This is a genomic window from Sphingopyxis sp. GW821-FHT12C06, from assembly GCF_058807415.1.
Genome location: NZ_JBXAQR010000006.1, coordinates 107593 through 133241 on the forward strand (window position 1 = coordinate 107593; position 25649 = coordinate 133241).

General features: G+C 63.3%; 30 protein-coding genes. 19 read left to right on the forward strand and 11 right to left on the reverse strand.

The annotated features are described in order from the left end of the window. Positions 1-57: 57 nt before the first annotated feature. Complete coding sequence (locus AC1RRJ_RS18010) at positions 58-1575, reverse strand: acyl-CoA carboxylase subunit beta (RefSeq protein ID WP_493125207.1); 1518 nt, start codon at positions 1573-1575, stop codon at positions 58-60. A gap of 78 nt (positions 1576-1653) precedes the next feature. On the opposite strand from AC1RRJ_RS18010, the gene AC1RRJ_RS18015 reads away from it, so the two are divergent. From AC1RRJ_RS18015 to AC1RRJ_RS18025, 3 genes are read left to right on the forward strand one after another with little or no spacing between them, the layout of a single operon-like run. After that, the gene (locus AC1RRJ_RS18015) at positions 1654-2154 is read left to right on the forward strand and encodes a thioredoxin family protein (RefSeq protein WP_493125209.1); all 501 of its coding nucleotides are present in this window, start codon (positions 1654-1656) and stop codon (positions 2152-2154) included. Positions 2155-2164: 10 nt separating this feature from the next. After that, on the forward strand, positions 2165-3004 hold the full coding sequence (locus tag AC1RRJ_RS18020; protein WP_493125211.1) for an SDR family NAD(P)-dependent oxidoreductase: 840 nt from the start codon (positions 2165-2167) through the stop codon (positions 3002-3004). Between the two features lie 9 nt (positions 3005-3013). Beyond that, positions 3014-3916: a DMT family transporter gene (locus tag AC1RRJ_RS18025; RefSeq protein WP_493125213.1), complete on the forward strand. Its 903-nt coding sequence runs from the start codon at positions 3014-3016 to the stop codon at positions 3914-3916. Between the two features lie 31 nt (positions 3917-3947). Here the strand turns inward: AC1RRJ_RS18025 and AC1RRJ_RS18030 are convergent, their stop codons facing one another. Further along, complete coding sequence (locus tag AC1RRJ_RS18030; RefSeq protein WP_493125215.1) at positions 3948-4907, reverse strand: L-threonylcarbamoyladenylate synthase; 960 nt, start codon at positions 4905-4907, stop codon at positions 3948-3950. 53 nt (positions 4908-4960) lie between these two features. Here AC1RRJ_RS18030 and AC1RRJ_RS18035 point away from each other — a divergent pair, with 53 nt between their 5' ends. The 9 genes from AC1RRJ_RS18035 to AC1RRJ_RS18075 all read left to right on the forward strand — a co-directional run bounded on the left by AC1RRJ_RS18035 (position 4961) and on the right by AC1RRJ_RS18075 (position 16257). After that, positions 4961-6703, forward strand: a complete 1743-nt coding sequence (locus AC1RRJ_RS18035) for an acyl-CoA dehydrogenase family protein (RefSeq protein ID WP_493125217.1) — start codon at positions 4961-4963, stop codon at positions 6701-6703. Between the two features lie 112 nt (positions 6704-6815). Next, entirely contained in the window at positions 6816-9104 is a 2289-nt protein-coding gene (locus AC1RRJ_RS18040) for an EAL domain-containing protein (protein WP_493125220.1), read from the forward strand. A gap of 714 nt (positions 9105-9818) precedes the next feature. Beyond that, positions 9819-11759, forward strand: a complete 1941-nt coding sequence (locus AC1RRJ_RS18045; RefSeq protein WP_493125222.1) for a ribonucleoside-diphosphate reductase subunit alpha — start codon at positions 9819-9821, stop codon at positions 11757-11759. Further along, the gene (locus tag AC1RRJ_RS18050; RefSeq protein WP_493125224.1) at positions 11759-11965 is read left to right on the forward strand and encodes a hypothetical protein; all 207 of its coding nucleotides are present in this window, start codon (positions 11759-11761) and stop codon (positions 11963-11965) included. Before AC1RRJ_RS18045 ends, AC1RRJ_RS18050 begins: the two co-directional genes overlap by 1 nt. Positions 11966-11970: 5 nt before the next feature. Next, positions 11971-13035 carry a ribonucleotide-diphosphate reductase subunit beta gene (locus AC1RRJ_RS18055; protein ID WP_493125226.1) on the forward strand — a complete coding sequence of 355 codons (1065 nt, stop codon included), beginning with the start codon at positions 11971-11973 and terminating at the stop codon, positions 13033-13035. Positions 13036-13164: 129 nt separating this feature from the next. Next, positions 13165-13395, forward strand: coding sequence for a hypothetical protein (locus tag AC1RRJ_RS18060; protein WP_493125228.1), 231 nt, complete (start codon positions 13165-13167; stop codon positions 13393-13395). Continuing rightward, positions 13373-14755 (forward strand): RelA/SpoT domain-containing protein, encoded by a 1383-nt coding sequence (locus AC1RRJ_RS18065; RefSeq protein ID WP_493125230.1) that lies wholly within the window; start codon positions 13373-13375, stop codon positions 14753-14755. The genes AC1RRJ_RS18060 and AC1RRJ_RS18065 overlap by 23 nt, the downstream gene beginning before the upstream one ends. A gap of 211 nt (positions 14756-14966) precedes the next feature. Then, positions 14967-15281 (forward strand): GIY-YIG nuclease family protein, encoded by a 315-nt coding sequence (locus tag AC1RRJ_RS18070; RefSeq protein WP_493125232.1) that lies wholly within the window; start codon positions 14967-14969, stop codon positions 15279-15281. Between the two features lie 250 nt (positions 15282-15531). Continuing rightward, positions 15532-16257 carry a hypothetical protein gene (locus AC1RRJ_RS18075; protein ID WP_493125234.1) on the forward strand — a complete coding sequence of 242 codons (726 nt, stop codon included), beginning with the start codon at positions 15532-15534 and terminating at the stop codon, positions 16255-16257. A 31-nt stretch (positions 16258-16288) separates the two neighbouring features. On the opposite strand, the gene AC1RRJ_RS18080 is transcribed toward AC1RRJ_RS18075, so the two are convergent. After that, on the reverse strand, positions 16289-16783 hold the full coding sequence (locus AC1RRJ_RS18080; RefSeq protein ID WP_493125236.1) for a hypothetical protein: 495 nt from the start codon (positions 16781-16783) through the stop codon (positions 16289-16291). Between the two features lie 153 nt (positions 16784-16936). Between AC1RRJ_RS18080 and AC1RRJ_RS18085 the strand changes: the two genes are divergently transcribed. Together AC1RRJ_RS18085 and AC1RRJ_RS18090 are read left to right on the forward strand one after the other, a co-directional pair. Next, positions 16937-17455, forward strand: a complete 519-nt coding sequence (locus tag AC1RRJ_RS18085; protein WP_493125238.1) for a DUF4440 domain-containing protein — start codon at positions 16937-16939, stop codon at positions 17453-17455. A gap of 103 nt (positions 17456-17558) precedes the next feature. Then, positions 17559-17708 (forward strand): hypothetical protein, encoded by a 150-nt coding sequence (locus AC1RRJ_RS18090; protein ID WP_493125240.1) that lies wholly within the window; start codon positions 17559-17561, stop codon positions 17706-17708. Positions 17709-17857: 149 nt separating this feature from the next. Here AC1RRJ_RS18090 and AC1RRJ_RS18095 read toward each other — a convergent pair whose 3' ends face one another. Beyond that, on the reverse strand, positions 17858-18115 hold the full coding sequence (locus tag AC1RRJ_RS18095) for a DUF2171 domain-containing protein (protein ID WP_493125242.1): 258 nt from the start codon (positions 18113-18115) through the stop codon (positions 17858-17860). A 150-nt stretch (positions 18116-18265) separates the two neighbouring features. Here AC1RRJ_RS18095 and AC1RRJ_RS18100 point away from each other — a divergent pair, with 150 nt between their 5' ends. Beyond that, a complete protein-coding gene (locus tag AC1RRJ_RS18100; protein ID WP_493125244.1) occupies positions 18266-18982 on the forward strand; it encodes a hypothetical protein in 717 nt (238 codons plus the stop codon). A gap of 7 nt (positions 18983-18989) precedes the next feature. After that, positions 18990-19610, forward strand: a complete 621-nt coding sequence (locus AC1RRJ_RS18105; protein ID WP_493125246.1) for a hypothetical protein — start codon at positions 18990-18992, stop codon at positions 19608-19610. Here the strand turns inward: AC1RRJ_RS18105 and AC1RRJ_RS18110 are convergent. From AC1RRJ_RS18110 to mnmA, 6 genes are all read right to left on the reverse strand, one after another. After that, entirely contained in the window at positions 19607-19987 is a 381-nt protein-coding gene (locus AC1RRJ_RS18110) for a thermonuclease family protein (RefSeq protein ID WP_493125248.1), read from the reverse strand. The two genes, AC1RRJ_RS18105 and AC1RRJ_RS18110, sit on opposite strands and share 4 nt — an antisense overlap. Before the next feature lie 317 nt (positions 19988-20304). Continuing rightward, the gene (locus AC1RRJ_RS18115; protein WP_493125250.1) at positions 20305-20616 is read right to left on the reverse strand and encodes a hypothetical protein; all 312 of its coding nucleotides are present in this window, start codon (positions 20614-20616) and stop codon (positions 20305-20307) included. Between the two features lie 88 nt (positions 20617-20704). Continuing rightward, entirely contained in the window at positions 20705-21397 is a 693-nt protein-coding gene (locus AC1RRJ_RS18120; protein WP_493125252.1) for a DsbA family oxidoreductase, read from the reverse strand. Between the two features lie 41 nt (positions 21398-21438). After that, positions 21439-21579 carry a hypothetical protein gene (locus AC1RRJ_RS18125; protein WP_493125254.1) on the reverse strand — a complete coding sequence of 47 codons (141 nt, stop codon included), beginning with the start codon at positions 21577-21579 and terminating at the stop codon, positions 21439-21441. A gap of 120 nt (positions 21580-21699) precedes the next feature. Beyond that, the gene (locus tag AC1RRJ_RS18130; RefSeq protein WP_493125256.1) at positions 21700-22125 is read right to left on the reverse strand and encodes a hypothetical protein; all 426 of its coding nucleotides are present in this window, start codon (positions 22123-22125) and stop codon (positions 21700-21702) included. 73 nt (positions 22126-22198) lie between these two features. Next, on the reverse strand, positions 22199-23338 hold the full coding sequence (gene mnmA / locus AC1RRJ_RS18135) for a tRNA 2-thiouridine(34) synthase MnmA (protein ID WP_493125258.1): 1140 nt from the start codon (positions 23336-23338) through the stop codon (positions 22199-22201). A 144-nt stretch (positions 23339-23482) separates the two neighbouring features. Between mnmA and AC1RRJ_RS18140 the strand changes: the two genes are divergently transcribed. From AC1RRJ_RS18140 to AC1RRJ_RS18150, 3 genes are all read left to right on the forward strand, one after another. Next, positions 23483-23866, forward strand: a complete 384-nt coding sequence (locus AC1RRJ_RS18140) for a hypothetical protein (RefSeq protein ID WP_493125260.1) — start codon at positions 23483-23485, stop codon at positions 23864-23866. Between the two features lie 2 nt (positions 23867-23868). Next, a complete protein-coding gene (gene sciP / locus AC1RRJ_RS18145; RefSeq protein WP_294034483.1) occupies positions 23869-24168 on the forward strand; it encodes a CtrA inhibitor SciP in 300 nt (99 codons plus the stop codon). Between the two features lie 182 nt (positions 24169-24350). Beyond that, positions 24351-24641, forward strand: a complete 291-nt coding sequence (locus tag AC1RRJ_RS18150; protein ID WP_493125262.1) for a hypothetical protein — start codon at positions 24351-24353, stop codon at positions 24639-24641. A 225-nt stretch (positions 24642-24866) separates the two neighbouring features. Here AC1RRJ_RS18150 and AC1RRJ_RS18155 read toward each other — a convergent pair whose 3' ends face one another. Then, positions 24867-25499 carry a GNAT family N-acetyltransferase gene (locus tag AC1RRJ_RS18155; RefSeq protein ID WP_493125264.1) on the reverse strand — a complete coding sequence of 211 codons (633 nt, stop codon included), beginning with the start codon at positions 25497-25499 and terminating at the stop codon, positions 24867-24869. Positions 25500-25649: the final 150 nt, after the last annotated feature.

Consider the following 25649-nt stretch of genomic DNA (forward strand, 5'->3'; position numbering starts at 1 on the left):
TGCGCGCGATGTTGCCTGGATCCCGGATCAAGTCCGGGATGACGACAATGGATATATCTATTTCAGCACCCGCCAAGCGAGCTCAGCAAACTCGCACAGCAAAGGCCGCGTGTCGCGCGGATCGATGATATCCTCGACGCCATATTTCTCCGCCGTCCGGAAAGGCGAGCGTACGCGATTGAGCCGCTCGCGGATCGCCTCCAGATGCGCTGCCGGATCCTCGGCGACCTCGAGTTCGCTCTTGTAAGCCACCTCGACCCCGCCCTCGATCGGCAGGCTGCCCCAGTCGCCCGACGGCCAGGCGAAGCGATACTGGAAGCGCTCGGCGTTCGACATCGCACTGCCCGCAATCCCGTAGGCGCGTCGCACCACGACCGACGCCAGCGGCACCGTCGCGCGGTAGATCGCGTTCATCGCCTGCACCCCGTAACGGATCGTCCCCGCCCGTTCAGCCTCGCCGCCAATCATGAAGCCGGGATTGTCGACGAGGTGAACGATCGGCAGCCGGAACTGGTCGGCCATTTTGACGAAGCGCTCGGCCTTCTCGCTCGTCTTCGCGTCCCACGATCCACCAAGGAACGAGGGATCGCTCGCGAGCACCGCGACCGGATAGCCATCCAATCGCGCGAACGCCGTGATCGCCGCCCGCCCCCAGCGCGCGCCCATTTCAAAGAAGCTGCCCTTGTCGAACACCGCATCGGCGATGCGGCGCATCGAATAGACCTGCTTCGCCTCGCGCGGCACCGCCGACAGCAGCGCCTCCTCGCGCCGGTCGACCGGATCGCTGCACGCCGTCCGCAGCGCCCGATCATGGATCGACGAGGGCAGATAGGACAGGAAGCGCCGCGCCGCTGCGAAGGCTTCAGCCTCGCTCGCAACCTCGTCGTCGACGACGCCGTTGCGCGTGTGAACGTCGCTGCCGCCCAGTTCCTCGCGGTCCAATGTGTCACCGATCGCCGCCGCGACCGCGGGCCCCGCCGCGAACAGCTGCGACAGTCCGCGCACCATGATGCTGTAATGGCTCGCCACAACGCGCGCCGCGCCGAGCCCCGCAGTCGGCCCGAGCGCGAGCGCGACCACCGGGACCGTGTCGAGATTGGCGATGATCTCGTGCCACCCGGGAACATGCGGAATATAGGTATAGCCCATATCCTCGAGCGTCTTGACCGACCCGCCGCCGCCGGTGCCGTCGATCATGCGGATCAGCGGCAGGCGATATTCATGCGCCATCGCCTCGCACTGGATAAATTTGCGGTGCAGCGCCGCATCGGCCGCGCCGCCGCGCACGGTGAAATCATCGGCCGAGGCGACCACCGGCCGCCCCTCGATATTGGCGCGCCCGAAGATGAAGTTCGACGCCGCCAGATCTTCGAGCGCACCATCAGCGCCATATGTCCCGCGTCCGGCAATCTTGCCGATCTCGCGAAAACTGCCTTCGTCGACGATCCCCGCGAGCCGCGCCCGCGCGTCCATCTTGCCGCGGCTATGTTGACGCGCGACCTTCTCTTCGCCGCCCATTTTTTCGGCCATCGCACGGCGCGCGGCCAGTTCGTCGATCTCGTTTTTCCAGCTCATGGGACGAAGGCTAACTGACGTTGACGGAAACGTCATGCAAAACCTTGCCCGCCCCTTTTGCCCTGCTATCGTCGCCCGATGACACGCAGAACCACGCTGGCGATCGCCGCCGCTTTCCTCACCTTTTCCGCCCCGCTGGCCGCCACCGAAACCGCCCCGCATACGATCGCCGGCGTCGAGGCACCTTTCGAAACCGGCGCTTTCACCGAAAACGCCGATCCGATGGCGGCAATCGACGCCGCGCTGTCTGCGGCGCGCCAATCGGGCAAGCAGGTGCTGCTGGTAATGGGCATGAACGATTGTCACGACAGCGCCTGGTTCGCCAATCTGGTCGCGAGCGAGCGTTTTGCACCGGTCCGCGCGCGCTATCACATCGTCTATGCCGACATCGGCATGCCGCACCGCGGCATCGTCCGGAACCCCGGCGTACCGAAACGCTTCGGTTTCCGGATCAAGGGCACCCCGACCGTCGCGATTATCGACGCCGATGGCGACGTTCTCAACCGCAAGGACGCGCCCAAATGGCGCAACGCCGCGAGCCGCAGCGACGACGACATCTATAATGAACTGATGCAATAGGGAGAGACATATGGCCGACATCAACCTCGCGGGCCGCACCGCGCTCGTCACCGGCGCCTCGCGCGGGATCGGCCGCGGCATCGCGATCGCGCTGGCCAGGGCAGGCGCCGACGTCGCGGTCAATTACACCCGCGACGAAGACGCCGCGGGCGAAACCGTCGCGACGATCACCGCGCTGCGCCGCAACGCCAAGGCCTATGTCCCCGCCGCCGGAACTGTCGCTGCGATCGCAGCGCTGGGCTGCAAGGCCAAGGCTTATCAAGCCTCGGTCACCGACGAGGACGCCTGCGCCGCGATGATCGCCAGCGTCGAAGCCGACCTCGGTCCGATATCGATCCTGATCAACAACGCCGGCATCGCGAGCCGCGGCAAAACGGTCGCCGACACCGACGCCGCCGAAGTCGAAAAACTGCTCGCCGTCCACGCCGTCGGCGCCCACCGCCTGTCGCGCCTCGCGCTGCCGCAGCTGCGCCAGCACGACCGCAGCGACATCATCATCATCTCGAGCGTCGCTACCCTCGGCCACGCCGCGAACGGCGCGCCCTATAATATGGCGAAGGCGGCGGGCGAGGCGCTCGCGCTCACCCTCGCCAAGGAAGAGATGAAGAATGGCGTCCGCGTCAACATCGTCGCGCCGTCGCTGACCGTCAGCGACATGGGCGAAAAACTGTCGCGCGCGATCACCGGGCAGGACGATATCCACCATCTCGACGCCAAATTCCCCTTCGGCCGTGTCCCGACGCCGGACGATGTCGCGGCGGCGGTGCTGTGGTTCGTTTCGGACGCCAACCCCTATTGCTCGGGGCAGAAGCTCAACATCGACGGCGCGGGAATGGCGAGCTTCCGCTAGAGCCCCGGTATGCGCCCCGATTCGCCCTCCCCGCTCATCCCCTTCCTGATCGCATGCGCCGGCATCGCGACCTATTCGGCGATGGATGTGCTGATGAAGGGGCTGTCGATCGACATCGGCGCCTATAACACCGTGCTCTGGCGCAATGCGGCCGGGACATTGCTGTGCGGCCTGATCTATTTCGCAACGCGGCCGAAGATGCCCGACCGCGCGACGTTGCGGATTCACGCCGTCCGCTCCTTCTTCGTTGCGGGGATGGCGCTCTTCTTCTTCTGGGCGCTCGCAAGACTGCCGATCGCGGAAGCGATCGCGCTTGCCTTCGTCGCGCCGCTGCTCGCGCTCTACATGGCCGCGATCTTCCTTGGCGAGCGGATCGGGCGGCGCTCGATCGCCGCGTCGCTGCTCGGACTGATCGGTATCATCGTCATCGTCACGGGCAAGCTCGGGACCGGCCATTATGCCGAGGACGCACTTTGGGCGGTCGGCGCGGTGTTCCTGTCGGCGGTCTTCTATGCGTACAACCTCATCCTTGCGCGGCGGCAGGCGAAGATGGCTGAACCGATGGAAATTGCCTTTTTCCAGAATTTCTTCGTCGCGTTGATCCTTGCCCTCGGCGCGCCATGGTTCGCTGTCATTCCCGATGCGGCGCAGGCGCCGAACATCCTCGGCGCCGCGACCCTCGCGATCATCTCGCTGCTCTTCCTCAGCTGGGCCTATGCCCGCGCCGAAACGCAGATTCTCGCGACCACCGAATATACCGGCTTCCTGTGGGCGATGCTGTTCGGCTGGATATTTTATTCGGAACCGGTGACGCTGCCGACGCTCGCCGGCGCGATGCTGATCGTTGCGGCATGCCTGATCGTGGCGAGCAAGGTGCCGCACAAGGATCCGATCGACCCGGCGGCGGCCTGATCTTCTCCCCTCCCGCCTGCGGGAGGGGGACTTAGACCGCCGCCCGGCTCAACCGGTCATTGATCGCCGCGCCCAGCCCTTCGGCCGGGATCACCGCCACCGCAATCCTGCTCTTCGCGCTCGCCGCCCCTGCGTGCAGCGCGTCGAACAGGCGCGCAGCCGCTTCGGTCAAATCGCCCGTCGCGCTCAGGCTATAATCGCCCGCGACCACGCCGAACCCGATTCCAAACTCATCAACCGCGAAATCATGCGCGCCCAGCCGCACCGGCTTGCCCGGGGCATAATGGCTCGCGAGCATCCCCGGCGCGACGACTTCGGAACCTTGCACCCCGGTCACCGCCAGCCCGCTCGCTTCCGCCAGCATCTCCGTTGTCACCGGCCCCGGCCGCAGTATTTCGACCGCGCCATCCTTCACCCGCGCGATCGTCGATTCGACCCCCGCCGGGCAGGCGCCATCGTCGATCACCATAGCGATCCGCCCGTCGAGGCTGGCCAGCACATGCGCCGCGGTCGTGGGGCTCACGCGTCCGCTCGCATTGGCGCTCGGCGCCGCGAGTGGCGCGCCGCTTGTCGCGAGCAAAGCCTGCATCGCACGATGCCCCGGCACGCGCAGCGCGATCGTATCGAGCCCCGCTGTCGCGATGTTCGCGACCGGACAGTCCGCCGTGCGTGGCACCACCAGCGTCAGCGGCCCCGGCCAGAAGCGCGCTGCCAGCGCCCGCTCAACCGCACCGAACACGCCCAGCGTTTCGGCGGCCGCGAGGTCGGGGACATGAACGATCAACGGATTGAAATCGGGGCGCCCCTTCGCGGCATAAATGCGCGCGACCGCGTCGGCGCTCCGCGCATCGGCGGCGAGTCCATAGACCGTCTCGGTCGGCACTGCGACCGGCTGTCCCTCTGCCACCAGCGCGGCGGCGCGCGAAATCGCCTCCGCACCAAACAGCCGGACATCGGTCTTCATGCTCTCGTTCGTTTGACGCTCGATCATGCCGCGCTATAGCGCGCGCAATTGGGGATTCACCAGCAAAGTCGGGATTGAAGATGACCTACACGCCGCCGACCACCGAGCAATTGTTCGTTCTCAACCATATCGCGCGCGTCGACGCGATGGCAGCCCATGACAAATTCGCCGCCGCGACCCCCGACATGGTCGAAGCGATCGTCGCGGGCATCGGCGATTTCGCCGCCGACGTCTACGCACCGCTCAACCGCGTCGGCGACGTCACCAATCCCAAATGGTCGGACGGCAAGGTCACGATGCCCCCGGGCTTCAAGGAAGCGTACAAGGCGTTCGTCGACAATGGCTGGGGCAGCATTGACGGTCCCGAAGCCTATGGCGGACAGGGCCTGCCCTTCACCCTCGCGACCGTGGTGATCGAGGCGCTCGGCACCGCCGACATGGGCTTTACCCTCTGCAACATCCTGACCCCCGGCGCGATCCATGCGCTGATGGCCTATGGCACCGAAGAACAGCGCCAGACCTGGCTTCCCAAGCTTGTCTCGGGCGAATGGAACGGCACGATGAACCTGACCGAGCCGAGCGCGGGCAGCGACGTCGGCGCGCTGCGCTCGACCGCCGAACCGGTGACCGAAGGCCCGAACGCCGGGCTCTACAAGGTCAAGGGCCAGAAGATCTTCATCACCTTCGGCGAGCATGACCTCACCGACAATATCGTTCACCTCGTCCTCGCACGCACTCCGGGCGCACCTGAGGGAACGCGCGGTATCTCGCTCTTCCTCGTCCCCAAATATCGCCTCGACGAGGGCGGCAAACCGACGATTTCGAACGGCGTCCATTGCGCGTCGATCGAGCACAAGCTCGGCATCCACGCCTCCCCGACCGCGGTGATGGTCTATGGCGAGGACGAGGATTGCCTCGGCGAGATCGTCGGCGCCGAAATGGGCGGGATGCGTGCGATGTTCGTGATGATGAACAATGCCCGTCTCATGGTCGGTTGCCAGGGCGTCCAGATCGCCGAGCGCGCGACCCAGCAAGCGCAGCGCTTCGCCGCCGAGCGCGTCCAGTCGGCGCTCGCAGGTGGCACCGACCGCAACCCCGTCACGATCGACCAGCATCCCGACGTCCGCCGCATGTTGTGGCGGATGCGCGCCCAGACCGAGGCCGCGCGTGCGCTCACATACTATGCCGCCGCGCAGATCGATTTCGGCAAGCTCGGCGACGAAGCCGCCGCGATGCGCGCCGAAATCCTGATCCCCTTGGTCAAGGCGCATGCGACCGACATCGGCTGCGAAGTCGCAAGCCTCGGCGTTCAAGTCCATGGCGGGATGGGCTTCATCGAGGAAACCGGCGCCGCGCAGCATTATCGCGACGCGCGCATCGCCCCGATCTACGAAGGCACCAACGGCATTCAGGCCGCCGACCTCGTCGGGCGCAAGCTCGGCATGGCGGGCGGCGACCTCGTGCGCGGGCTGATCGACGATATCGCGCACGGCGCCGCCGATTTCCCGGAGCTTGGGCAGCTTGTCGACGCGTGTCGCGGTGTCACCGACTGGATGGGTAGTGCAAACACTCCCGACCGCCTCGCGGGCAGCTATCCCTATCTCACCATGCTCGCCACGGCGACCTGCGGCTGGCTGATGGCACTCCAGCACAAGGCCGCGCGCGCCGAACTCGATGCCGGCCAGGGCGACGTCGCCTTCCTCGAAGCGAAGATCGCCTCGACGCGCTTCTACCTGCAACAGATCGTGCCCGCCGCGACCGGGCTCGCCGCCTCGGCTCTGGCCGGGGACGCCGCGCTCGCACCGCTGCCGCACCTCGCCTGAAAGCCCGGGAACGCGGAGGCGAGCCCCCGCGTTCCCGGCAAGACTTTGTTCATAATTAACGCGATGATAACCATCAACGACTAGGCACGTCCGGAAATCTCTGGAGACGTGCGTGTTGAAGCTGGGCAACAGGATGATTGTCAGTTGGCGAACCCTCGGGTTGGCGCTGCTGCTCAGCATCATTGTCGGCCTCACCGCCGCTGGCGAGCCGATCGACCGCATGATCGAAACCGCGGTCGGCCGCGTCGCCTGGCGCCCCGTATCGGGCGAAACCGTCGTCGTCGCCATCGACGACAAGACGCTGCAAGCCGTCGACAACCAGGATTTCGATGTCGCCAACCATGCGCAATTGATCGGCGCAGTCGATGCCGCCGGTGCCAGGCGCCTGTTCGTCGATTTCTCTTACGAACGCCGGGTCAAGGACGCCGACTTCCCCAAGCTGGTCGCGGCCGTGAAGCATATGGACGACCGGATCGTCCTTGCCGTCCCGTCGCGCAGTTTCCAGGGCACCGAGGCGGTCGTCGACAATTGGCCCGATCCAGCGTTCGGAACCCGCGCGAGGCAAGCCTGCATCTGCTGGGAATATGAATTCTGGCAGGTCTGGAAAGTGCCGCTCGCGGTCATCGCCGATGGTCGCCTTTTGCCCAGCTTTGCAGCGATGCTCGCCAATCGGCCGGTCGATCGACCGGCACAATTCACGCTCGACTATTCCTATAACACTCGCACGATCCAGCAATATAGCGCGATCGACATCATGGCCGGCACAGCCGGGACGTCGCTGCGCGGCAAGGATGTGATCTTCGCAGCGGCATCCACAGCCTCGCTCGATCAGCATTATCTGCCGGGTCATGACAAGGTGCCCGGGGCCTATATTCACCTGATCGCAGGCGAAGCGCTCAAGCGCGGCGACCCCGTCAATATCGGGTGGCTCCCGGGCTTTGTCGCCGCCGTGATCATTCTGCTGGCGGTACTCGGCTATCGCGGCGGACGCTGGTACGCGCGCGTCGCGCTGGCGACGACGGGCCTCCTCATCGCCGCCAAGATATTTCTCAGCCTGTCGCTGATCTCGACGCAGGTCGGTGCGGCGTGCTTTTTTATTGCGGCGCTCAGCGCCAACGTATCGCGCACCCGCCGCCGCAAGTCGGCGCAGCGGGAAAACCCGGTGTCGGGCCTGCCGAACTTCGAGGCGCTGCGTTCACAGCCTGCATTCGACAGCGCGACCATCGTCGCGGCAAAAATCGTCAATTTCGAGGATCTGGCCGCGTTCATCCCCGGCGACGGCATCGGCAAGCTTGTCGAACAGGTCACGCGTCGCCTGCAACTGGCATCGCAGGGCACCACCCTCCACCACGACCTCGACGGCACCTTTGCCTGGCTTGTCCCCTATTATCAGCACAGCCAGATCGAATCGCAGCTGGCGGGCCTTGCCGCCCTGTTCAATGCCCCGCTGACGATCGGCGATTTGCGCGTCGACGTCGCGATCGCTTTCGGGGTCAATGACGAATTCGAGGGTTCGAACGCCCAGCGCCTCGCCGCGGCGCTCGTGGCGACCGAACGCGCGATCCGCACCCGTTCGCTGTGGACCAAATATACGCCGCGGCAAAAGGATGATGCAGGCTGGCAGTTGAGCTTTCATTCACAGCTCGAGGATGCGCTTACCGGCGGCGACATATGGGTCGCCTTCCAGCCGCAATATTCGATCGCGAGCCACAAGCTTGTCGGCGTCGAAGCGCTGGCGCGCTGGACGCACCCGACGCGCGGGCCGATCCCGCCCGACGAGTTCATCGTTCAGGCGGAAAAAAGCCAGGACATCTATCGCCTGACCCTGTTCGTCATGGATCAGGCGGTCCGGTCGGCCGCCCAACTCCATAGCCGCGGCCTGCGGATCAACATGTCCGTCAATCTGTCGGCGGCGTTGCTCGATCACGCCGACCTCGTCGGGACGATCCGCGTTATGCTGACCGCGCACCACCTGCCGCCCGAGCTTCTGACGATCGAGATCACCGAAACCGCGCAGATCGAAAACAGCCGCCATGCGCGCCAGACGCTCGCCCAGCTCCGCCGCGCCGGCATCCGCCTGTCGATCGACGACTATGGCACCGGTCAGTCGAACCTCGAGTATCTGACCGAGATCGAGGCCGACGAAATCAAGATCGACAAGCGATTCGTGATGACCATGCGCGATTCGCAACGCAACTTCGAAGTGGTGAAATCGACGATCGATCTCGCCCATCGGCTCGGGGCCGTCGCGGTCGCCGAAGGCATTGAAAACGCGCCGACAATGGCATTGCTCGAACAGCTCGGCTGTGACGTCGGCCAAGGCTATCACCTTGGTAAACCACAGCTATTTTCCGAACTTTTGGCGACCTTGTCGCCTCCTCCCCACAGCCGCACCGCATAACTGCCAAACTGGCAGCAATGCCCGTGTGAAAGACTCGATTAACCTTACCAAATATGGTAAACATCTTATTAACTGTTCTTCGTGGGCAGTGGCGACAGGAGATTTATTATGGGTTGGTTTTGGAGATGGGTTGGCGGCGGCGGCTCCGGTAACGGTGGTAGCTCGGCGTAAGCCAGACCGAATTTGCGAACAGGGCCTCGGCATCGCCGGGGCCCTTTTCTTTTGTCCGCCGTTCGCGTCGCCCATGACACTCCGCATGTCGTTCCGGCCTTGACAAGGACGGACCATCACGGGGGCAGAACTGCCGGGCACGCCGACCACAAAATTTTCGCTCCGGTCGACGCCGCGCACCGATCCGCCGCGAAGCCGCGGAAAGGCTGTGGTTTCGCCCGCAAACCACGCCCCGCGCACGGCAGACCGAATCAAATTATCGACGAACCGAGTCTCTTAACTGTCATTTACCGTCTTGCATCGCAGCGCCGACGTGGCACTATAGATGGTGGGTAAACCTAGGGGGCACCCCAAGAATTAGTATCAGGCTGCAAGTGGCGGATTTCCGTCGTCCATCCCATATGGACACGGGAAAACCCTTTGTGCGCCCAAAAATATGTCCCACGCGGGGCGGTTTAGATGCTAAGACCGGGGCTTCGCCCCGAGTCGAACAAGACAGGAACATTTGCGCCCGAGGGCGCAGGTCAAACGGGGACGGATTCGATGGATTTTCGGGAAACGGAACGGGTGGAGACGAACGACGTGGCGACAATGGAACTGGCGAAGAATGACGCTGCGGCGAATGCCGAATCGGCTTCCGATTCGCCGCCGGCAGCAAAGCTGAACGACAGCAGCGCGGCCAAGGTCCACGCGCGTCGTTTCAACGTCGTGACCGACAAGAGCCGCGACGCGCTGCTCACCGATTTTGGCAAGGAAACGCTGGAGGACCGCTACCTTCTCCCCGGCGAATCCTATCAGGATCTTTTCGCGCGCGTCGCCGATGCCTATGCCGACGATGCCGGGCACGCCCAGCGCCTCTATGATTATATCTCGAAGCTGTGGTTCATGCCCGCGACCCCCGTTCTCTCGAACGGCGGCACCGGTCGCGGCCTGCCGATCAGCTGCTATCTGAACTCGGTCCCCGACAGCCTCGAGGGCATTGTCGAGACGTGGAACGAGAATGTCTGGCTCGCCTCGCGCGGCGGCGGCATCGGCACCTATTGGGGCAGCGTGCGCGGGATCGGCGAGCCGGTCGGCCTCAACGGCAAGACCAGCGGCATCATTCCTTTCGTCCGCGTGATGGACAGCCTCACCCTCGCGATCTCGCAGGGCAGCCTGCGCCGCGGTTCGGCCGCCTGCTATCTCGACATCAGCCACCCGGAGATTGAGGAGTTCCTCGAAATCCGCAAACCTTCGGGCGACTTCAACCGCAAGGCGCTGAACCTCCACCACGGCGTCCTCATCACCGACGAGTTCATGGAAGCCGTCCGCGACGGCGCCGAATTCAACCTCCGCTCGCCGAAGGATCAGAGCGTCCGCGGCAGCGTCGACGCGCGCTCGCTGTTCCAGAAGCTCGTCGAAACGCGCCTCGCGACCGGCGAGCCCTATATCATCTTCATCGACCAGGTGAACCGCATGATGCCCAAGCATCACCGCGATCTCGGCCTCAAGGTCACCACCTCGAACCTCTGCTCGGAAATCACGCTGCCCACCGGCCGCGACCACCTGGGTCAGGATCGCACCGCGGTCTGCTGCCTCTCGAGCCTCAACCTCGAAACCTGGGACGAGTGGAACACCGACAAGGGTTTCATCGAAGACGTCATGCGCATGCTCGACAACGTCCTTCAGGACTATATCGACCGCGCCCCGCCCGAAATGGCGCGCGCCAAATATAGCGCCAGCCGCGAACGCTCGGTCGGCCTCGGCGTGATGGGCTTCCACAGCTTCCTTCAGGCGCGCGGCCTGCCCTTCGAGGGCGCGATGGCGAAATCGTCGAACCTGCGCGTCTTCAAGCATATCCGCGCACAGGTCGATCAGGCGTCGATGCTGCTCGCCAAGGAACGCGGCCCCTGCCCCGACGCCGCCGATCAGGGCGTGATGGAGCGCTTCAGCTGCAAGATGGCGATCGCGCCGACCGCGTCGATCTCGATCATCTGCGGCGGCACCAGCGCGTGCATCGAGCCGATCCCGGCGAACATCTACACGCACAAGACGCTCTCGGGCAGCTTCTCGATCCGCAATCCGCATCTGGAAGCCCTGCTCGTCGACAAGGCGAAGAACAGCGACAATATCTGGAACTCGATCCTCGAGAAGGGCGGCAGCGTCCAGCACCTCGACTTCCTGACCACGGACGAGAAGGACTGCTTCAAGACCAGCTTCGAGATCGACCAGCGCTGGCTGCTCGAACTCTCGGCCGACCGCACCCCCTATATCGATCAGGCGCAGTCGCTGAACCTGTTCATCCCCGCCGACGTCGAGAAATGGGATCTGCTCATGCTCCACTATCGCGCGTGGGAACTCGGCATCAAATCGCTCTATTATCTCCGCTCGAAATCGGTGCAGCGCGCCGGGTTCGCGGGCGGGGTCGAGGCCGACAATACGCCCGAAGCCGCGGTGTATCAGTTGGAGAGCACCGATTATGACGAGTGCCTGGCTTGTCAGTAATGGATTCGATGACCTTGGGACTTCTGGTCCCGGGGTTATCTTTCGTTGCGGCATTGGGGATCACGATCATCTCCCTTGTCCGCAAGGAGCCGCTGACGAACCGGGACAGGCTAAATCTGACACTCTACTGGTCGCTGCCTGTACTGCTCTATGTCATGTTCAATATCGTGACTGATTTCGGTAAAACTTCTGTCGCATTAGGATAATCGCCATGCCCCTTCTAGAAGCCCGCAAAACCTACAAGCCCTTCGAATATCCGTGGGCGTTCGATTTCTGGAAGCGCCAGCAGCAGATCCACTGGGTTCCCGAGGAAGTGCCGCTGGGCGAGGATTGCCGCGACTGGGCGCAGAAGATCAGCGATCACGAGCGCAACCTGCTCACCCAGATTTTCCGCTTCTTCACCCAGGCCGATATCGAGGTGCAGGATTGCTACCACGACAAGTACGGCCGCGTGTTCAAGCCGACCGAAATCAAGATGATGCTGACCGCGTTCAGCAACATGGAAACCGTGCACATCGCGGCCTATTCGCACCTGCTCGACACGATCGGCATGCCCGAAAGCGAATATGGCATGTTCCTCGAATATGACGAGATGCGCGCCAAGCACGACTATATGCAGCAGTTCGGCGTCGACAATGACGAGGATATCGCGCGCACCCTCGCGATGTTCGGCGGCTTTACCGAAGGGCTCCAGCTCTTCGCCAGCTTCGCGATGCTGATGAACTTCCCGCGCTTCAACAAGATGAAGGGCATGGGCCAGATCGTCAGCTGGTCGATCCGCGACGAAAGCCTCCACTGCGAAGGCATCATCAAGCTGTTCCACACCTTCACCAAGGAACGCGACTGCCTGACCAAGGCGGTGAAGGAAGACATCATCGACACCTGCCAGAAAACGGTACGGCTCGAGGATGCGTTCATCGACCTCGCGTTCGAACAGGGCCCCGTCCCCGGCATGACGCCGAAGGAAATCAAGCGCTACATCCGCTACATCGCCGACTGGCGTTTGGGGCAGCTCGGCTTCCAGCCGATCTACATGATCGACGAACACCCCCTCCCCTGGCTCGCCCCGCTGCTCAACGGCGTCGAGCACGCGAACTTCTTCGAAACGCGCGCGACCGAATATAGCAAGGGCGCGACCCGCGGCGAATGGAACAATGTCTGGTCGAGCTTCGACAGCCGCAAAAAGGCCAAGGACAGCGACACCGCCCCCGCGATCAACGACGCCGAAAGCGACGGCGAGGACATGTTCAAACAGGCCGGCATCGCCGCCGAATAAGCCATCTCCACCCCTCCCGCCTGCGGGAGGGGCAGCGAGACTTGCCAGCCTGCTGGCTAGTCGCAGCGGGGAGGGCTAATGAGCGACCAGATAGTCCTCCACCCCACAAGAAAAAGCAGAAGAACCCAAATGACCGACAAACAAAAACAGAAACTCATCATCCTCAGCCAGCCGCAGCGCGCAACGCTCGAAGGCCTGTCCAACCGCCGCCCCCAACTCCCGACCGACGCAATCCGCGACGAACTCGTCACGCTGGGCCTCGTCGTGCAGCAGGGCGCGAAATGGGCACTGACCCCGCAGGGCAAGAAGGTGCTGGCGGCCGGATCGAACCGGCGCAATGCGGGCGGGTTTTCGGTTTGAGGCGAGTACGCCATCCTTCTCCAACCAATGGCTTCATTGGCAGGAAGATGTTTGCAAATACCGCGAGCATGGAAAATTAAAAATGAGTCCGCCAATTTCAAAAGCTCGCGTCGACAAAGCAGGTGCCGCTCTTGCCAACCCTCCCGACCCCGAGACAATGGAATATTTAGAGTTGGAAGAAGTTTTTGACTTCTATCGAGCGAAGCATCTTGAGCCTCTCACGCGCACAACTGCAGCGATCCAAACATGGCTTACAGGATATGGCGGATCCTATTACATCGCTCAGCGATTGAAGCGAAAACCTCAAATATCTCGAAAACTAAGACGTTTATCCACGAGACTTACGCAACTCCAAGACGTCGGCGGTCTAAGAATAATTGTATCCAACAATGCTGCCGTCGATGAACTTAACTCGTATCTGGATGGACAGATCGCGAATTCGACTCAGATGAGGACGCTCAGAACCACCGACTATCGGGAGAAAGGTCGGGACGTTACGGGCTATCGCGCGCTCCACAAGATAATAATTCGAGATGGGATGACGCTTGAAATTCAGATTAGAAGTAGAATTCAGCACTATTGGGCAGAAAATATTGAAAAAACGTCGATAATTTCTAACACGCACCTAAAAGAAAGCGAAGGACCGCAAGAGGTTCTTGAGTATTTTCGCGCGCTATCTGATATATTTCACGATGTCGAAAATGGCCGAGCGCTCCAAAATCTAAACAAAGTAGAATTTGAAGCAAAAAGGCAATCAGCAGAAGAAAAGATAAATAAATTAAATTCAAATAGAAACTTTTCTGGATTCATTGAAGAAGACGTTATTAAAACACTCTCTTCCAAAGAGTCGTCAAGCAAAAACTCTCTAAATAATTGGATTCTCGTTTTCAATTGGAGCACAGGAAATTTCGTTTCTTGGGATGAAGTAGACAGAGACCCGATAGTTGCATCTGAGAAATATTCATCTTATGAAAAAATGTTCAAACCTGAAGATGGATACGAGGTCGTCCTAATTGGATCATCGGATATATCAACAGTCCGAGAAACGCATAGTCACTACTTTGGAATAACTCCTCCAGACAATATTTTAGAAAACCTTGACGAATCCCTAACCGGACTGTCATCCAAAATGGACCTTGGGGTTGGATCCCGTCAGATACTTGCAACAATGTATAGAAAAAGATTTTGGAATACAAAATCAACATCTGTAGAAACATTAAAAAATCATTTTTGTCATAATGTTGCAGAATTTGATGAATCATTAGAAAACCTTATCTCAAGAGGCCTAGTTTTCACTAAACCTCTTGGAGGAATTTCTTTAGATTTAAAAAGGAAGAATTTGATAGAATCATACTTGTAGCTTTGGATTGAAAAATGTGTGTGAACGGGTGTAGAGTCGCACAATTGGCAGCTGCCTCACCGACACTATAAATTCTGGATCAAATCCGGCATGACGAGCCGGAGGGGGGCATGGCAACACGACAGAGGCGTCGCGGAAACACATCCATCCCGGCCCATCTTCGTCACCCCGGACTTGATCCGGGGTCCATCGCCGCCCTAGCCTCCACCCCATGCATCGCGATTTCCAGCCCTGCGCCTATATCATCGCCAGCACGCGCCACGGCACGCTCTACACCGGCGTCACCTCGCACCTGATCCAGCGCATCGTCCAGCACCGCGACGGGACGTTCGGCGGCTTCACCGACCGCTATGGCGTCAAAACGCTCGTCTGGTTCGAACTCGCCGGGACGATGCACGCCGCGATCACCCGCGAGAAGCAGATCAAGAACTGGCAGCGGAAGTGGAAGATCGCGCTGATCGAGGCGACGAATCCGGAGTGGCGCGATCTGGCGGAGGAATTGGGATTGCCGCCGCTGGGTGGGTAACGGACAACCCCGCACCTCCCCCGTCATCCCGGACCCCGATCCGGGATCGTCATGCCGGACTTGATCCGGCATCCATTCCTGCCGCGCCGCATGGACCCCGGATCAAGTCCGGGGTGACGAAGGTGGGAGAGCTCTTCGCGCCTTCGCGTGAAACCCCATCCCTGCGCCGCCCCGCCCCCAAATCCTATTTCGTACGCCCCACCCCAAAAACCTCTGTCCTACATAATTCGCTTATGCTCCAAACTGGCAGATGAGCCACATCGCCCCCATCCCCGCGCCCGACGCGACCCCCACCCCTTCGCCCGACACGCCCGCCGTCGCCGCGCTCGACGCGCACGGCCACGACCCCGCCGCTTACGACTGGGTGCCGGTGCTGAAAAAGCGCCGCAAGGACGGCTGGTCGCCCGACCGCCAGCGCGCCTTTATCGAGGCGCTGGCCGACAGCGGCTCGGTCGTCACCGCCGCGCAATGTGTCGGCATGTCCGAATCGAGCGCCTATCGCCTGCGCCGCGCGCCGGGGGCGGAGGCGTTCGATCGCGCCTGGTCGGCGGCGATCGACGCGGCGTCGAAGAAATTGCTCGACGCCGCCTTCGAACGCGCGCTGGTCGGCACCGACGAGCCCGTGTTCGATCGTGAAGGCCGTCGCATCGGCCGCCGCCTGCGCCAGAGCGACCGCTTGCTGATGTTCCTGATCCGCGCCTATGGCCCGGATCGGTTTCGGGACGCCGGCCCGGGCCGCATACCCGCCCCCGTCGCCACTCCGGTGGCCGAAGCGCTGGTCCATCTGCACCCCGCGCCGCCCGCTGCGCCCGCCGCGCTGATGGGCCCCGACGATCTCGCGGCGGCGCTGGAAATTGCCGATTTATGCGACGGGGTGCTGCCGCACTGGTATCGCGACGACCCGGGCGAAGCGGTCCCGGCCCCCGCACCCCCGACGATGCCGGCACAGGATGGTCATGGGGCTGAACTTGACTGAACTTTGGCACTGTCCGGGCGGCCCCCGCCGCTCAATTCATCGACGATCCCGCCGGAAATCCCCGCATCCCGGCCACGGCAAACTGCACCGCGCCGCGCACCGCCTCGGGCGAATCCTCCAGCAGATAGAGTTTCACCAGCTCGCGCGTCACCTCGCTGTCGTCGTCGACGACCAGTCGCAGCGACGCGATGCCAATCTCGTTGCGCACGATGACGGCATCGCGGATCAGCGACAGCGGCCAGCTTTCGTCGCCGCGATACAGCCGCGCGCCGTCGTGGAAGATATAGCTGCCCCGCCGGCGCCACATCCGGAAATAATGGACGACGCCCCAAGCCGCAGCGCCGATCAGCGCGGTCACCACCAGATTGCCGAACAGGATGCTGCGGATAATCTCCTCCGCGCCCTCGCCCTGCGCCTGCCGCGCCACCAGTCCGATAAACGCCAGCGCGCACAGCAATTGCCCCGCCAGCAACGGCTTCGCCTTCAGCCGCCCCATCACGATCATTCTCGAGCCCCAATCCGTCATCGCCGGCACGATAGCAGCGCCGCCGCGCGATGCCAGTGCAAGCCGCATCCCCGCCAGAATCCGCGCGCGCCGAACCGGTCGAAGGCGCCCGACAGATAGCTTGCCTCGGCGCACCCTTACTGTATGACATGGACAACACAGCAGGAAACCGTCATGACCGTCACCGCCCTCTTCCTCGCCGCCGCCCTCGCCGCTACGGCGCCCGCCGCCGCACCGATGCCCGAGGGCGAAGCGCTCACCCGGCAGATCGCCGAAAACGACGCGCGCCTCTTCCAGGCGGTCTTCGAAGGGTGCGATCCGCGAGCGCTCCCCGACCTGCTCACCCCCGGTTACCGCATGCTCCATGACAAGGACGGGCTGGCGATCGCCGACCGCGCCGCCTTTGTCGCGGGCATGGAAAAGCAATGCGCCGCGCGGGCGCCCGGCGGCGACAATGCGGGTTACCGGAATCGCCGCCAGCTCGTCCCCGGATCGCGCACCATCCGTCCGCTGGGCAAATGGGGCGCGCTCGAGGAGGCGTCGCATATCTTCTTCGAATGGAATGCGAAGGAAAGCCGCTGGGACATGGTCGGCGGCGCGCGATACATGCATGTCTGGCAATGGATGCCGGCCGAAGCCCGCTTCCGCCTGTCCGAAAGCCTCAGCTACGACCACGGCGCCGCGGCACCCTAAGCCTCCATACGACCGGCCGCCGCCCGCGCACGGCGAAACGCCCGCGCGGCTTTGAACCGCACCGCCGATCCATGCTATGCTCGCCCACGAAAGGAGAAAGCCCATGCAGGCCGTAACCGAAGGCGACCGCCGCAAGGAGGTGCGCGTGCTGCTCGACCAGATTCGCGCGCACCCCGAACGCGACTGGACGCAGGCGCGCCAGCGCATCACCATCCTGACCAAGTTGATCGGCGCCGCACCCAAACCCCACTGATCGCACGGAAAAAGAACGACGACCGTTCGTCGCGTCCGCGCGGCGGCGGTGGCGCATATGAAAATGGCCCGCCCTGAGGGGCCGGGACGGGCCAGTTTCAGTGCCGACGCGCCCGATTGCGCCGCCGGCTCTCTGTTATTCCATAATCGCTATTCGGCCTCTTCGAACAGGCCGGCTGCATTGGCGGCGGTCGCCGACAGCCGCACCGTGTCTCCTTCGACCGACGCGACCAGCCCGGCGGGCAGATAATGATGCTTCGCGCCCTTGCCGTCGTCGGCTTGCGGGCTGTCGGCCTTGGTCAGCTTGATGCGTTCGCCGTCGAGATGGTCGACGGTGCCGACATGGACGCCGTCGGCGCCGACGACATTCATATGTTCCTTGATCGCGCTATGGTCATGCTCGGCCATGGTCATTCTCCTTGCGGCTGCCCGCAGGAATCCCCTCGGCCGCCATAAGGAACATACGCCCGGACCGGGCTTTCGATCCCCCTCGTTCGACGACCCGCCCCAAAGCCGCGCCCGCTTTCCATTCGCTGCGCAAAGGCCTAGCCTGACGCCATGCGCATCCCCCTGGTCTTCGTCGCCCTGACGCTTGTCGCGACGCCGCTACCCGCCGCCGCCTGTTCGGTGGTTCCCGGCTACCGCGTCCCGACCAATATGGAACTGGTCGAGAGCGCCGACCTGATCCTGCTCGCCACCGTGTCGGAGGGCGACTTCGCTCCCGACAGCACCCGCGAACAACAGATATTGATCCAGCCGCTTGCCGCGCTGAAGGGCAAGATGCCCGCCGAACCGCTCGCCATGCCGGGGATGATCGCGGTCGGCGCGGAGGCCGTGCTCAGCAATCCCTATGAGCTCAAGGAGGCGCACCCGCAAAGCCTCGCCGGCGCCTGCCTCCGATATATGTTCCCGCGCGGCTCGCGCGTGCTGTTCTTCCTCAAATGGCAGGATGATCATTGGCGCGCCGCCGGCGGCCCGTTCAGCCGCTGGGCCGAAGATGTGCTGTCCGACGAAGCGCCGTGGTTGCAGGTCGTGCGGCTTTATGCCGAAGCCGCCGGGTTGCCGCCGGCCGATCGCACCGCCTATCTGACCGCACGCCGCACCGAATATGGCGCCGAGGGAGATAATCCGGTCGCGCAGTTGATCGCCGCCGACATCGACCGCCAGCTCGCCGGGCCAAACGCGTCGCCGGGCGAAGATCCGCCCGCGCTGGATGACGCCGCGGACGCAGCCCAAGCCGCCGCCGACGCCGCCGTTGCCGGCACGGACCACTAACGCACCCATGCGGCTGCCGACCTATGTCTACAGCCTGATCTACCCCGGCTTCCTCGGAAGCTTCCTCTACGGTTCGCTCACTGCGCCCTTTCCCGACGCGCTGCACGTCTGGGCTGCGCTGTTGATGCTGCTCTATTTCGCCGCGCAATATGGCGAAGGCGCGATCGCCGCCTTTCCCGACCCTGACGGCAAGCCCTGCTATGGCGCGCCCGAAGCCGCGGTCGATATAGCGGAAACGCTGGCGATGGCCGCGATCATGGCGGCGATCGGGGTGTTCGGCGGCGCGCCGACCGGCCTTGTCGGGCGCCTGTTCGACGCCGGCAACAATGCCGATCACTGGCTCTGGATGGCGCTCGCCTTCGCGCTGCCGCCGATCGCGCGCGTTGCATTGTCGATCATCGGCCGCGCCGCCGACCGGCGCAGCCACGATCTAAAGGCACACAAGCGGCTGACCCTGCTCTCGCTGTCGGCAGCAGGCGGCGCGCTGATCGGCCTGATCCAGCCCGTTTCCGGGCTCGTGGTCATCACCCTCGCGCTCGGTTTTTACCTGTTCGCCTACATCTTCAAACCGTCACTCGGGCGCGGGACGGTGCACGAGGCGCTATGGGGTACGCCGGGCGACGATTAACACCATCCGCGGCGGCGCCCGTCCCACGGCCGCGCCAACCCTTCGGCGACCAGCACGGATCCGACGCTCGTCCCGCCGCGCGTCACGATGCGCAGCTTGCGGCCATGCATATCGCCATCGCGGTCGATGCTCTCAAGGCTAAACGCGCCGCCGTTAAGCCATTGGCGCAACCGCTCGGTCGCCGCTTCGCCGAGCGCCGCCTCCCCGGCGCAGCGCGCCGGATGAGTTTCGGGTGTGTCGATGTCGGCGATCCGGTATCTCTCACCCCCGAACCGGAAGGTATCGCCATCGACCACGCAATCGCGCCCGCCGCCGCTGTGACACAGGCCAAAACGCGCCGACAGCGCATCGCGCGTTACCGAGGCATCGCTGGGCATGAACGCGGCTGGAGCATCAGCAATCGCTCCGCCCGGGATGCGCGAAAAACCTGCCGGAGCCGCGACGAGCGCGATTCCCATGATCGGCGCCAACCAAAGCTGCGCTCGAAGACTGCCTCGCAAACGCGTCCGCGTGCGGGGGCGAGCGGCACGATGTTGCAGGGCGTAAATATCGGGTCGGGACATGCCGGCGATCCTATCGGCGGATGCCTGGCAAAACCCCGTCCGGCTCGATCCGCTATGGCGGGCAAAGCAGTTCAATTGCGCCCGGTACGGTGCCGTTTTGGGCTATTTAAAACACTGCCTCAGGCAGAGCTTCACGGCGCCCCGCGCGGTCCGTCATCCTCGACGCCGCCCGGCCCCAGTTCATCCTCATCATCATCGTCGCTGCGCTCGCCGCGATAGGCGTCCATGTCGATCCGGCCCGACCGTTCCATCTGATGCATATGATCGACCAGATCCTGCACGTCATCGCTGTCGCCGCGCGCCGGAGTCTTGTCGCTATCTCCCTGAAGGCGCGCACGGCGTGCGGCCTCGGCGACGCTTTGCGCCTGCGCTTCCTCATCCTCCTGCTCGCGGTTGACCGCTTCGGGGGCTTCGCTTTCGGGAACGCGCGGGATTTCGGGCATGACCGGCTCCATGATCAGACCCTCCGGGCACGGCGCCCGGACGGGCGGTGGCATAGCAGATTAACGCGCGCTTCGACGGAGCGGTTCCTCAGGCGGCGTTCGCCAGCACCTTATTCTCGATCACGCGAATGAAGGCCTCGGGGTCTTGCGCGCCGGGCACCAGCATCCGCCCGTCCAGAATGAAGGCTGGGACGCCGGTGATATTCCGGTCGATCCAATAAGCTTCCTCGGTCCGCACCATCTCTCCAAACTCGCCCGACGCGAGGATCGCCGCCACCCGGTCGCGATCGAGCCCGACCGACACAGCAACGTCCGTCAGAACCCCATGGTCGCTGACATCGCAATTGTCGGTGAAATGGGCGCGAAACAGCGCGAGCTTGAGCGCGGTCTGCACCCCCGTGGCCGCTTCCTGCTCGGGTTCCTCGAGCGCGCCCGCCCACGTCAGCAGGCGATGCGCGTCGAAACTGTTGCGCATGCGAAACTGGGGGCCGCGGTTGAAAACGAAGCCGAGGTCGGCGGCGATCCCCGCGAGCCGCCCCGTGTTGCTACCGCTCTGCTCGGCGCTGATGCCATATTTGCGCATGACATGTTCGGCCGCATCCTCGCCCTCGGGCGGCATGTCGGGGTTGAGTTCGAACGGGTGCCACTGAACCCGAAAGTCCAGCCGCCCGGCGAAATGCGCCATCACCTGTTCGAATTTCAACCAGCCGATGATGCACCAGGGGCACATGACGTCGGACACGATATCGATGGACAGGCGCGGCAGGCGCGGTTCGGTCATGGCATTTCTCCCGCGGAACGCAGCCTCATACCGCGCCGCGCTCATGCGGTCGAGCGGCGATCCTCGCGCGAGCGCCGGTCGCCCTTGCGGCGTTCGGGGCCCTTATAATCGGAATTGGTCGCGACGCGGCGATCTTCCGATCGCCGGTCTGCAAATATTCTCTTCTCAACGTCGGACTGCATGGCTTTCCCCCTCCACCACAAAAGGAAATCGAAGAGCGACCCGGCGTCCTTACATCAGAAAAGGGTTAAAAAGACCGATACGCGCGGATATCCGTGGTTTTCGACGGGCTAAGATACTGTTTACAGAGCCTTGTCGGTCGTCGCGCCAGCCGCATCTCCGTCGACGGCCCGCGACAATATCCACCAGCTGCCGATCATCAGCCCGACCGACAACGCCTCGACGATCATTGCCTGGATGACTACAAAATTCACCACATCGCCCATCATCGCGCCGAGCAGGCGGCCGAGCAGCGCGGTGCCATAGAGCCCCGCGGGAACCAGCAGCGCGCGCGACCAGCCAGGGACCAGCGCCCCGATCGCCGCCGCGCCCGCCGAGACGAGGAAGAAGGCCGAAAGGTCGGCGCGGATCGTGTTCGTCGCGACGCCTTCGACGATAATGCCGAAACTTTCGGTATAGCTTGCGGGGTCGAACAGCCCCCGCAGGCCGATGATGGCGAATAGCGCCGCCCACAGAAGCACGGCGCCGCGCATTACCCAGTTGATCATGGCTCTTCTCCCTTGTTGCCGCGAAGGCTGCGGCATCGAAGGGAAAAGTTCAATCAATTCCGCGCGCGGCGGTTCAGGCGTCCGCTGCGTAAGTTTTTTCGATCCAGCCACCGCCGAGGACGCGGCTATTGTCCGCCGCATCATAAAGCACCGCCGCCTGTCCCGGCGCGACGCCAAATTCGGGGGCGGCAAAGATCAGGCGTTCGCCCTCGACGCGCGCCGGCACCGGCCGCGCCATGCTGCGCACCTTCGCCATCACCTTGCGTCCGTCGACCGCGCCCAGCCAGTTCGCCTCGCCGAGCCGCGCGCCCGATACGGCGAGCGCGCTACGCGGACCAACGACGACCTGCTTCGCCGGAGCGTCGAGGCGAATGACATACAGCGGTTCTGCCTGTCCGCCGATCTCGATCCCGCGTCGCTGACCAACGGTATAATGAATCAGCCCCTTGTGTGCGCCCAGCACCGTACCGTCGACATGGACAATCTCGCCCCGATCGTCGGCTTCGGGGCGCAGCTTGCGAACCAGCGTGGCATAATCGCCGTCGGGGACGAAGCAGATGTCCTGGCTGTCGGGCTTGCCCGCGACGCCAAGGCCGAGGTCGCGCGCAATCTCGCGCACAACGCTCTTCTCCAGTCCTCCGAGCGGAAAGCGCAGAAAGTCGAGCTGGTCCTGCGTCGTCGCGAACAGGAAATAACTCTGGTCGCGCGCCGGATCGACCGCACGGTGCAGCTCGGCGCCGTTCGGCCCCATCATGCGCCGCACATAGTGACCGGTCGCGAGGCAATCGGCGCCCAGCTCTTTCGCCAGCGCGAACAGGTCGGTGAACTTCACCCCCATATTACAGCGCACGCACGGGATCGGTGTCCGCCCGTTCAGATATTCGTCGGCGAACTGGTCGATCACCGTGTCGCGAAAGCGGCTTTCATGGTCATAGACATGATGCGCGAAACCCAGCCGGTCGGCAACCGCGCGCGCGTCCTTGATGTCTTGCCCCGCGCAGCAGGCGCCGACGCGCTTCGCCTTCGCGCCATGATCATAAAGCTGCAACGTCACGCCAATGACTTCGGCGCCCGATCGCGCAGCAAGCGCCGCGACGACGCTCGAGTCGACTCCGCCCGACATGGCGACGACGATTCGCCGGTCTTTCAGCGGCATCGCCAGCTGAAAGTCGGCCTGTGCAAGGCCAGCGGGGGAAGAAATCGTCTCGATCATGATCGACGCCATCTAGGGACGCGGCGACCAAAAATCCAGCTTTTCCGCGCGCTGTGTCAAAATATTGACGCGGGTTAAGCTTCGCTAACAAGCCATGAAATGGGCATTTACTGGACCTTAGGTGGTTCGGCCTAGACCAGTCTCATGAACCTCAACCCGTCCCATCATCCGCGCCTTGCCGGTGCCGCCAGCCTGTCGAAGCCCGGCTTCGACATCGTTTCGGCGGTGGCGAGCGCGCGCCAGGCGATGCTGCCGACGGTGCGCTTGCTCCGCGCGCAGGCGACTCGCGATGCGTATCGGGCACGCGTTAACGCGCGCCTCGAAATCTTGGGCGGGCGCGGTCCGATCGGGGAACAAATTGCGCCCCGGCCCGTTCGCTTCTTCGAACTGTCCGATGATGCGAACGCCCTGCCCGAAATTATGAACAGCCTGTTTACCAGAGGGTTTCAGCCGATGTTGAGTCCCTTGCCATTAGAGCCGAATGCGTCGGTCCCCCCGACATCCCCCGACGTTGAAATTATGGAATGAGCATGATCGAGAACCAGAAAATCCGGCCCGCTCAGGTTATTGGCCCGCTAGGCGAACCGCTGACCTTGGACTCCCTGCCCCCGCCCACCACCACCCGCTGGGTGGTCCGCCGCAAGGCGGAGGTCGTGGCCGCGGTCAATGGTGGCCTCCTGACCGTCGACGAAGTGTGTGAACGCTACGGCCTGACGCTCGAGGAGTTCGCCGGCTGGCAGCGATCGATCGATCGCAGCGGCATGCCGGGGCTGCGCGTCACGCGCATCCAGCATTATCGCGATCTCTACGAGCGCCAGCAGCGCTTCTGATCGCGGCATGGCATCACGAGACGAAGAGGGCGCTTCCGGCGCCCTCTTTTTTCCCTTTCGCCGCGACACCCCGCCGAATTGTCAAAAATATCAACTTACTTACAATGAGTTACATATTTGGTTGCAACTCCTGCGCTCACCCCCGCGTTGAAACCCCGAGTCAACATTGGGAGTCACTCACTATGCGCAAGATGTTCATTACCCTCGCCACCGCCTCGACCCTCGCGCTCGGCGCCTGCCAGAGCCCGCAGGCCGACAAGGTCGAGGATCAGGCCGAAGCGCAAGCCGACGTCATCGACGCCCAAGCCGACGCGATGCCCGAAGGCGCTGCGAAGGAGGCCATGGAAAACAAGGCTGACGTCGTCGAAGAAAAGGGCGAGGAAAAGGCCAACGCGATGGATGACAAGGGCGAAATCGCTCCATCCGAAAGCGGCATCGGCCAAACGCAAAAGAATGACGCCGCCAAAAAATAAGGACGGCTTCTCCTGAAGGGCCCTCCCCCGACAGGCAGCATGAAGGGCGCCGGATGTGATTTCGGCGCCCTTTTTCCTGCGCAAAATATTTTCGCAAATGGGCCTAACCTGTGATCCTGGTCACCTTTGAGTCACCATTTTCCGGTATGACGCCTGTGTGGACCGGAAACGGCTCCACGGCCTTTCCCTTCCGCCGCTCCCAGCGACCCAAAGCGGCGGAAGGGACTAGCCCGCCACCGCGCCGATCTGCCCTTCGAGCGTCCGCAGCACATCCTGCACCCCTTGAGCATCGCTATCGGCGCGCAGCACCGCAATCGCCCCCGCGACGTCGAGCATATATTCGGCAACCCCCGCCCCCTCGGTCTTCCATATCGCCCCCAGCGATTTGACCAGCTTCGTCGCAGCGTAATTTTCGGACAGGATATGGACGTCGAGCACTGTCAGGCCCTCGGCGAGGCACTGGACGAGCAGCGCCGCGGTCAGCATCCGCGCCAGCCCCTTGCCCTGAAAGGCATCGAGCACCGCGACCGAATATTCGCCAGCGCGCCCGCCGTGGCGATAGCGCACCGCATGCACTGCGCCGATCGCCGGCTGCCCTTCGCACTCGGTGCAGATCGCCCCCCACGCGATATGGTCGTGCCCGTCCACATCGACCAGCCGCTCGATCACATCGTCGGGCAGTATCGCCACTGGCGAGAAAAAGCGCAAATAGCGAGATTCGGCGGATAATTTCGCAATTCCCTCGCGCAGCAGATCCTCATCATCGGGGGTGATCGTGCGCAGGCACACCACCGTGCCATCGCTCAGCGCGCTGCACACTATGATATCGTCGATCGGCCGTCCGGGCGCATCCGCCATCCGCTCGCCTCCCACTCTGGACCACAAGCTAGCCGCCCCGGACGCGCCTGACAATTCACCCATCGCGCATCTCGCGGCGACGGGCGCGGTGACGATGCCGGCGACGCATTTCGCCTTGCCGGATCAAGGCATGACATTGCCATGTTCGGG

Bases quoted from the DNA above. Each gene is read 5' to 3' on its own strand.
- AC1RRJ_RS18010 (WP_493125207.1), bottom strand. From the start codon at position 1,575: ATGAGCTGGAAAAACGAGATCGACGAACTGGCCGCGCGCCGTGCGATG.
- AC1RRJ_RS18015 (WP_493125209.1), top strand. From the start codon at position 1,654: ATGACACGCAGAACCACGCTGGCGATCGCCGCCGCTTTCCTCACCTTT.
- AC1RRJ_RS18020 (WP_493125211.1), top strand. From the start codon at position 2,165: ATGGCCGACATCAACCTCGCGGGCCGCACCGCGCTCGTCACCGGCGCC.
- AC1RRJ_RS18025 (WP_493125213.1), top strand. From the start codon at position 3,014: ATGCGCCCCGATTCGCCCTCCCCGCTCATCCCCTTCCTGATCGCATGC.
- AC1RRJ_RS18030 (WP_493125215.1), bottom strand. From the start codon at position 4,907: ATGATCGAGCGTCAAACGAACGAGAGCATGAAGACCGATGTCCGGCTG.
- AC1RRJ_RS18035 (WP_493125217.1), top strand. From the start codon at position 4,961: ATGACCTACACGCCGCCGACCACCGAGCAATTGTTCGTTCTCAACCAT.
- AC1RRJ_RS18045 (WP_493125222.1), top strand. From the start codon at position 9,819: ATGGATTTTCGGGAAACGGAACGGGTGGAGACGAACGACGTGGCGACA.
- AC1RRJ_RS18050 (WP_493125224.1), top strand. From the start codon at position 11,759: ATGGATTCGATGACCTTGGGACTTCTGGTCCCGGGGTTATCTTTCGTT.
- AC1RRJ_RS18055 (WP_493125226.1), top strand. From the start codon at position 11,971: ATGCCCCTTCTAGAAGCCCGCAAAACCTACAAGCCCTTCGAATATCCG.
- AC1RRJ_RS18060 (WP_493125228.1), top strand. From the start codon at position 13,165: ATGACCGACAAACAAAAACAGAAACTCATCATCCTCAGCCAGCCGCAG.
- AC1RRJ_RS18065 (WP_493125230.1), top strand. From the start codon at position 13,373: ATGCGGGCGGGTTTTCGGTTTGAGGCGAGTACGCCATCCTTCTCCAAC.
- AC1RRJ_RS18070 (WP_493125232.1), top strand. From the start codon at position 14,967: ATGCATCGCGATTTCCAGCCCTGCGCCTATATCATCGCCAGCACGCGC.
- AC1RRJ_RS18075 (WP_493125234.1), top strand. From the start codon at position 15,532: ATGAGCCACATCGCCCCCATCCCCGCGCCCGACGCGACCCCCACCCCT.
- AC1RRJ_RS18080 (WP_493125236.1), bottom strand. From the start codon at position 16,783: ATGACGGATTGGGGCTCGAGAATGATCGTGATGGGGCGGCTGAAGGCG.
- AC1RRJ_RS18085 (WP_493125238.1), top strand. From the start codon at position 16,937: ATGACCGTCACCGCCCTCTTCCTCGCCGCCGCCCTCGCCGCTACGGCG.
- AC1RRJ_RS18090 (WP_493125240.1), top strand. From the start codon at position 17,559: ATGCAGGCCGTAACCGAAGGCGACCGCCGCAAGGAGGTGCGCGTGCTG.
- AC1RRJ_RS18095 (WP_493125242.1), bottom strand. From the start codon at position 18,115: ATGGCCGAGCATGACCATAGCGCGATCAAGGAACATATGAATGTCGTC.
- AC1RRJ_RS18100 (WP_493125244.1), top strand. From the start codon at position 18,266: ATGCGCATCCCCCTGGTCTTCGTCGCCCTGACGCTTGTCGCGACGCCG.
- AC1RRJ_RS18105 (WP_493125246.1), top strand. From the start codon at position 18,990: ATGCGGCTGCCGACCTATGTCTACAGCCTGATCTACCCCGGCTTCCTC.
- AC1RRJ_RS18110 (WP_493125248.1), bottom strand. From the start codon at position 19,987: ATGCCCAGCGATGCCTCGGTAACGCGCGATGCGCTGTCGGCGCGTTTT.
- AC1RRJ_RS18115 (WP_493125250.1), bottom strand. From the start codon at position 20,616: ATGCCCGAAATCCCGCGCGTTCCCGAAAGCGAAGCCCCCGAAGCGGTC.
- AC1RRJ_RS18120 (WP_493125252.1), bottom strand. From the start codon at position 21,397: ATGACCGAACCGCGCCTGCCGCGCCTGTCCATCGATATCGTGTCCGAC.
- AC1RRJ_RS18125 (WP_493125254.1), bottom strand. From the start codon at position 21,579: ATGCAGTCCGACGTTGAGAAGAGAATATTTGCAGACCGGCGATCGGAA.
- AC1RRJ_RS18130 (WP_493125256.1), bottom strand. From the start codon at position 22,125: ATGATCAACTGGGTAATGCGCGGCGCCGTGCTTCTGTGGGCGGCGCTA.
- mnmA (WP_493125258.1), bottom strand. From the start codon at position 23,338: ATGATCGAGACGATTTCTTCCCCCGCTGGCCTTGCACAGGCCGACTTT.
- AC1RRJ_RS18140 (WP_493125260.1), top strand. From the start codon at position 23,483: ATGAACCTCAACCCGTCCCATCATCCGCGCCTTGCCGGTGCCGCCAGC.
- sciP (WP_294034483.1), top strand. From the start codon at position 23,869: ATGATCGAGAACCAGAAAATCCGGCCCGCTCAGGTTATTGGCCCGCTA.
- AC1RRJ_RS18150 (WP_493125262.1), top strand. From the start codon at position 24,351: ATGCGCAAGATGTTCATTACCCTCGCCACCGCCTCGACCCTCGCGCTC.
- AC1RRJ_RS18155 (WP_493125264.1), bottom strand. From the start codon at position 25,499: ATGGCGGATGCGCCCGGACGGCCGATCGACGATATCATAGTGTGCAGC.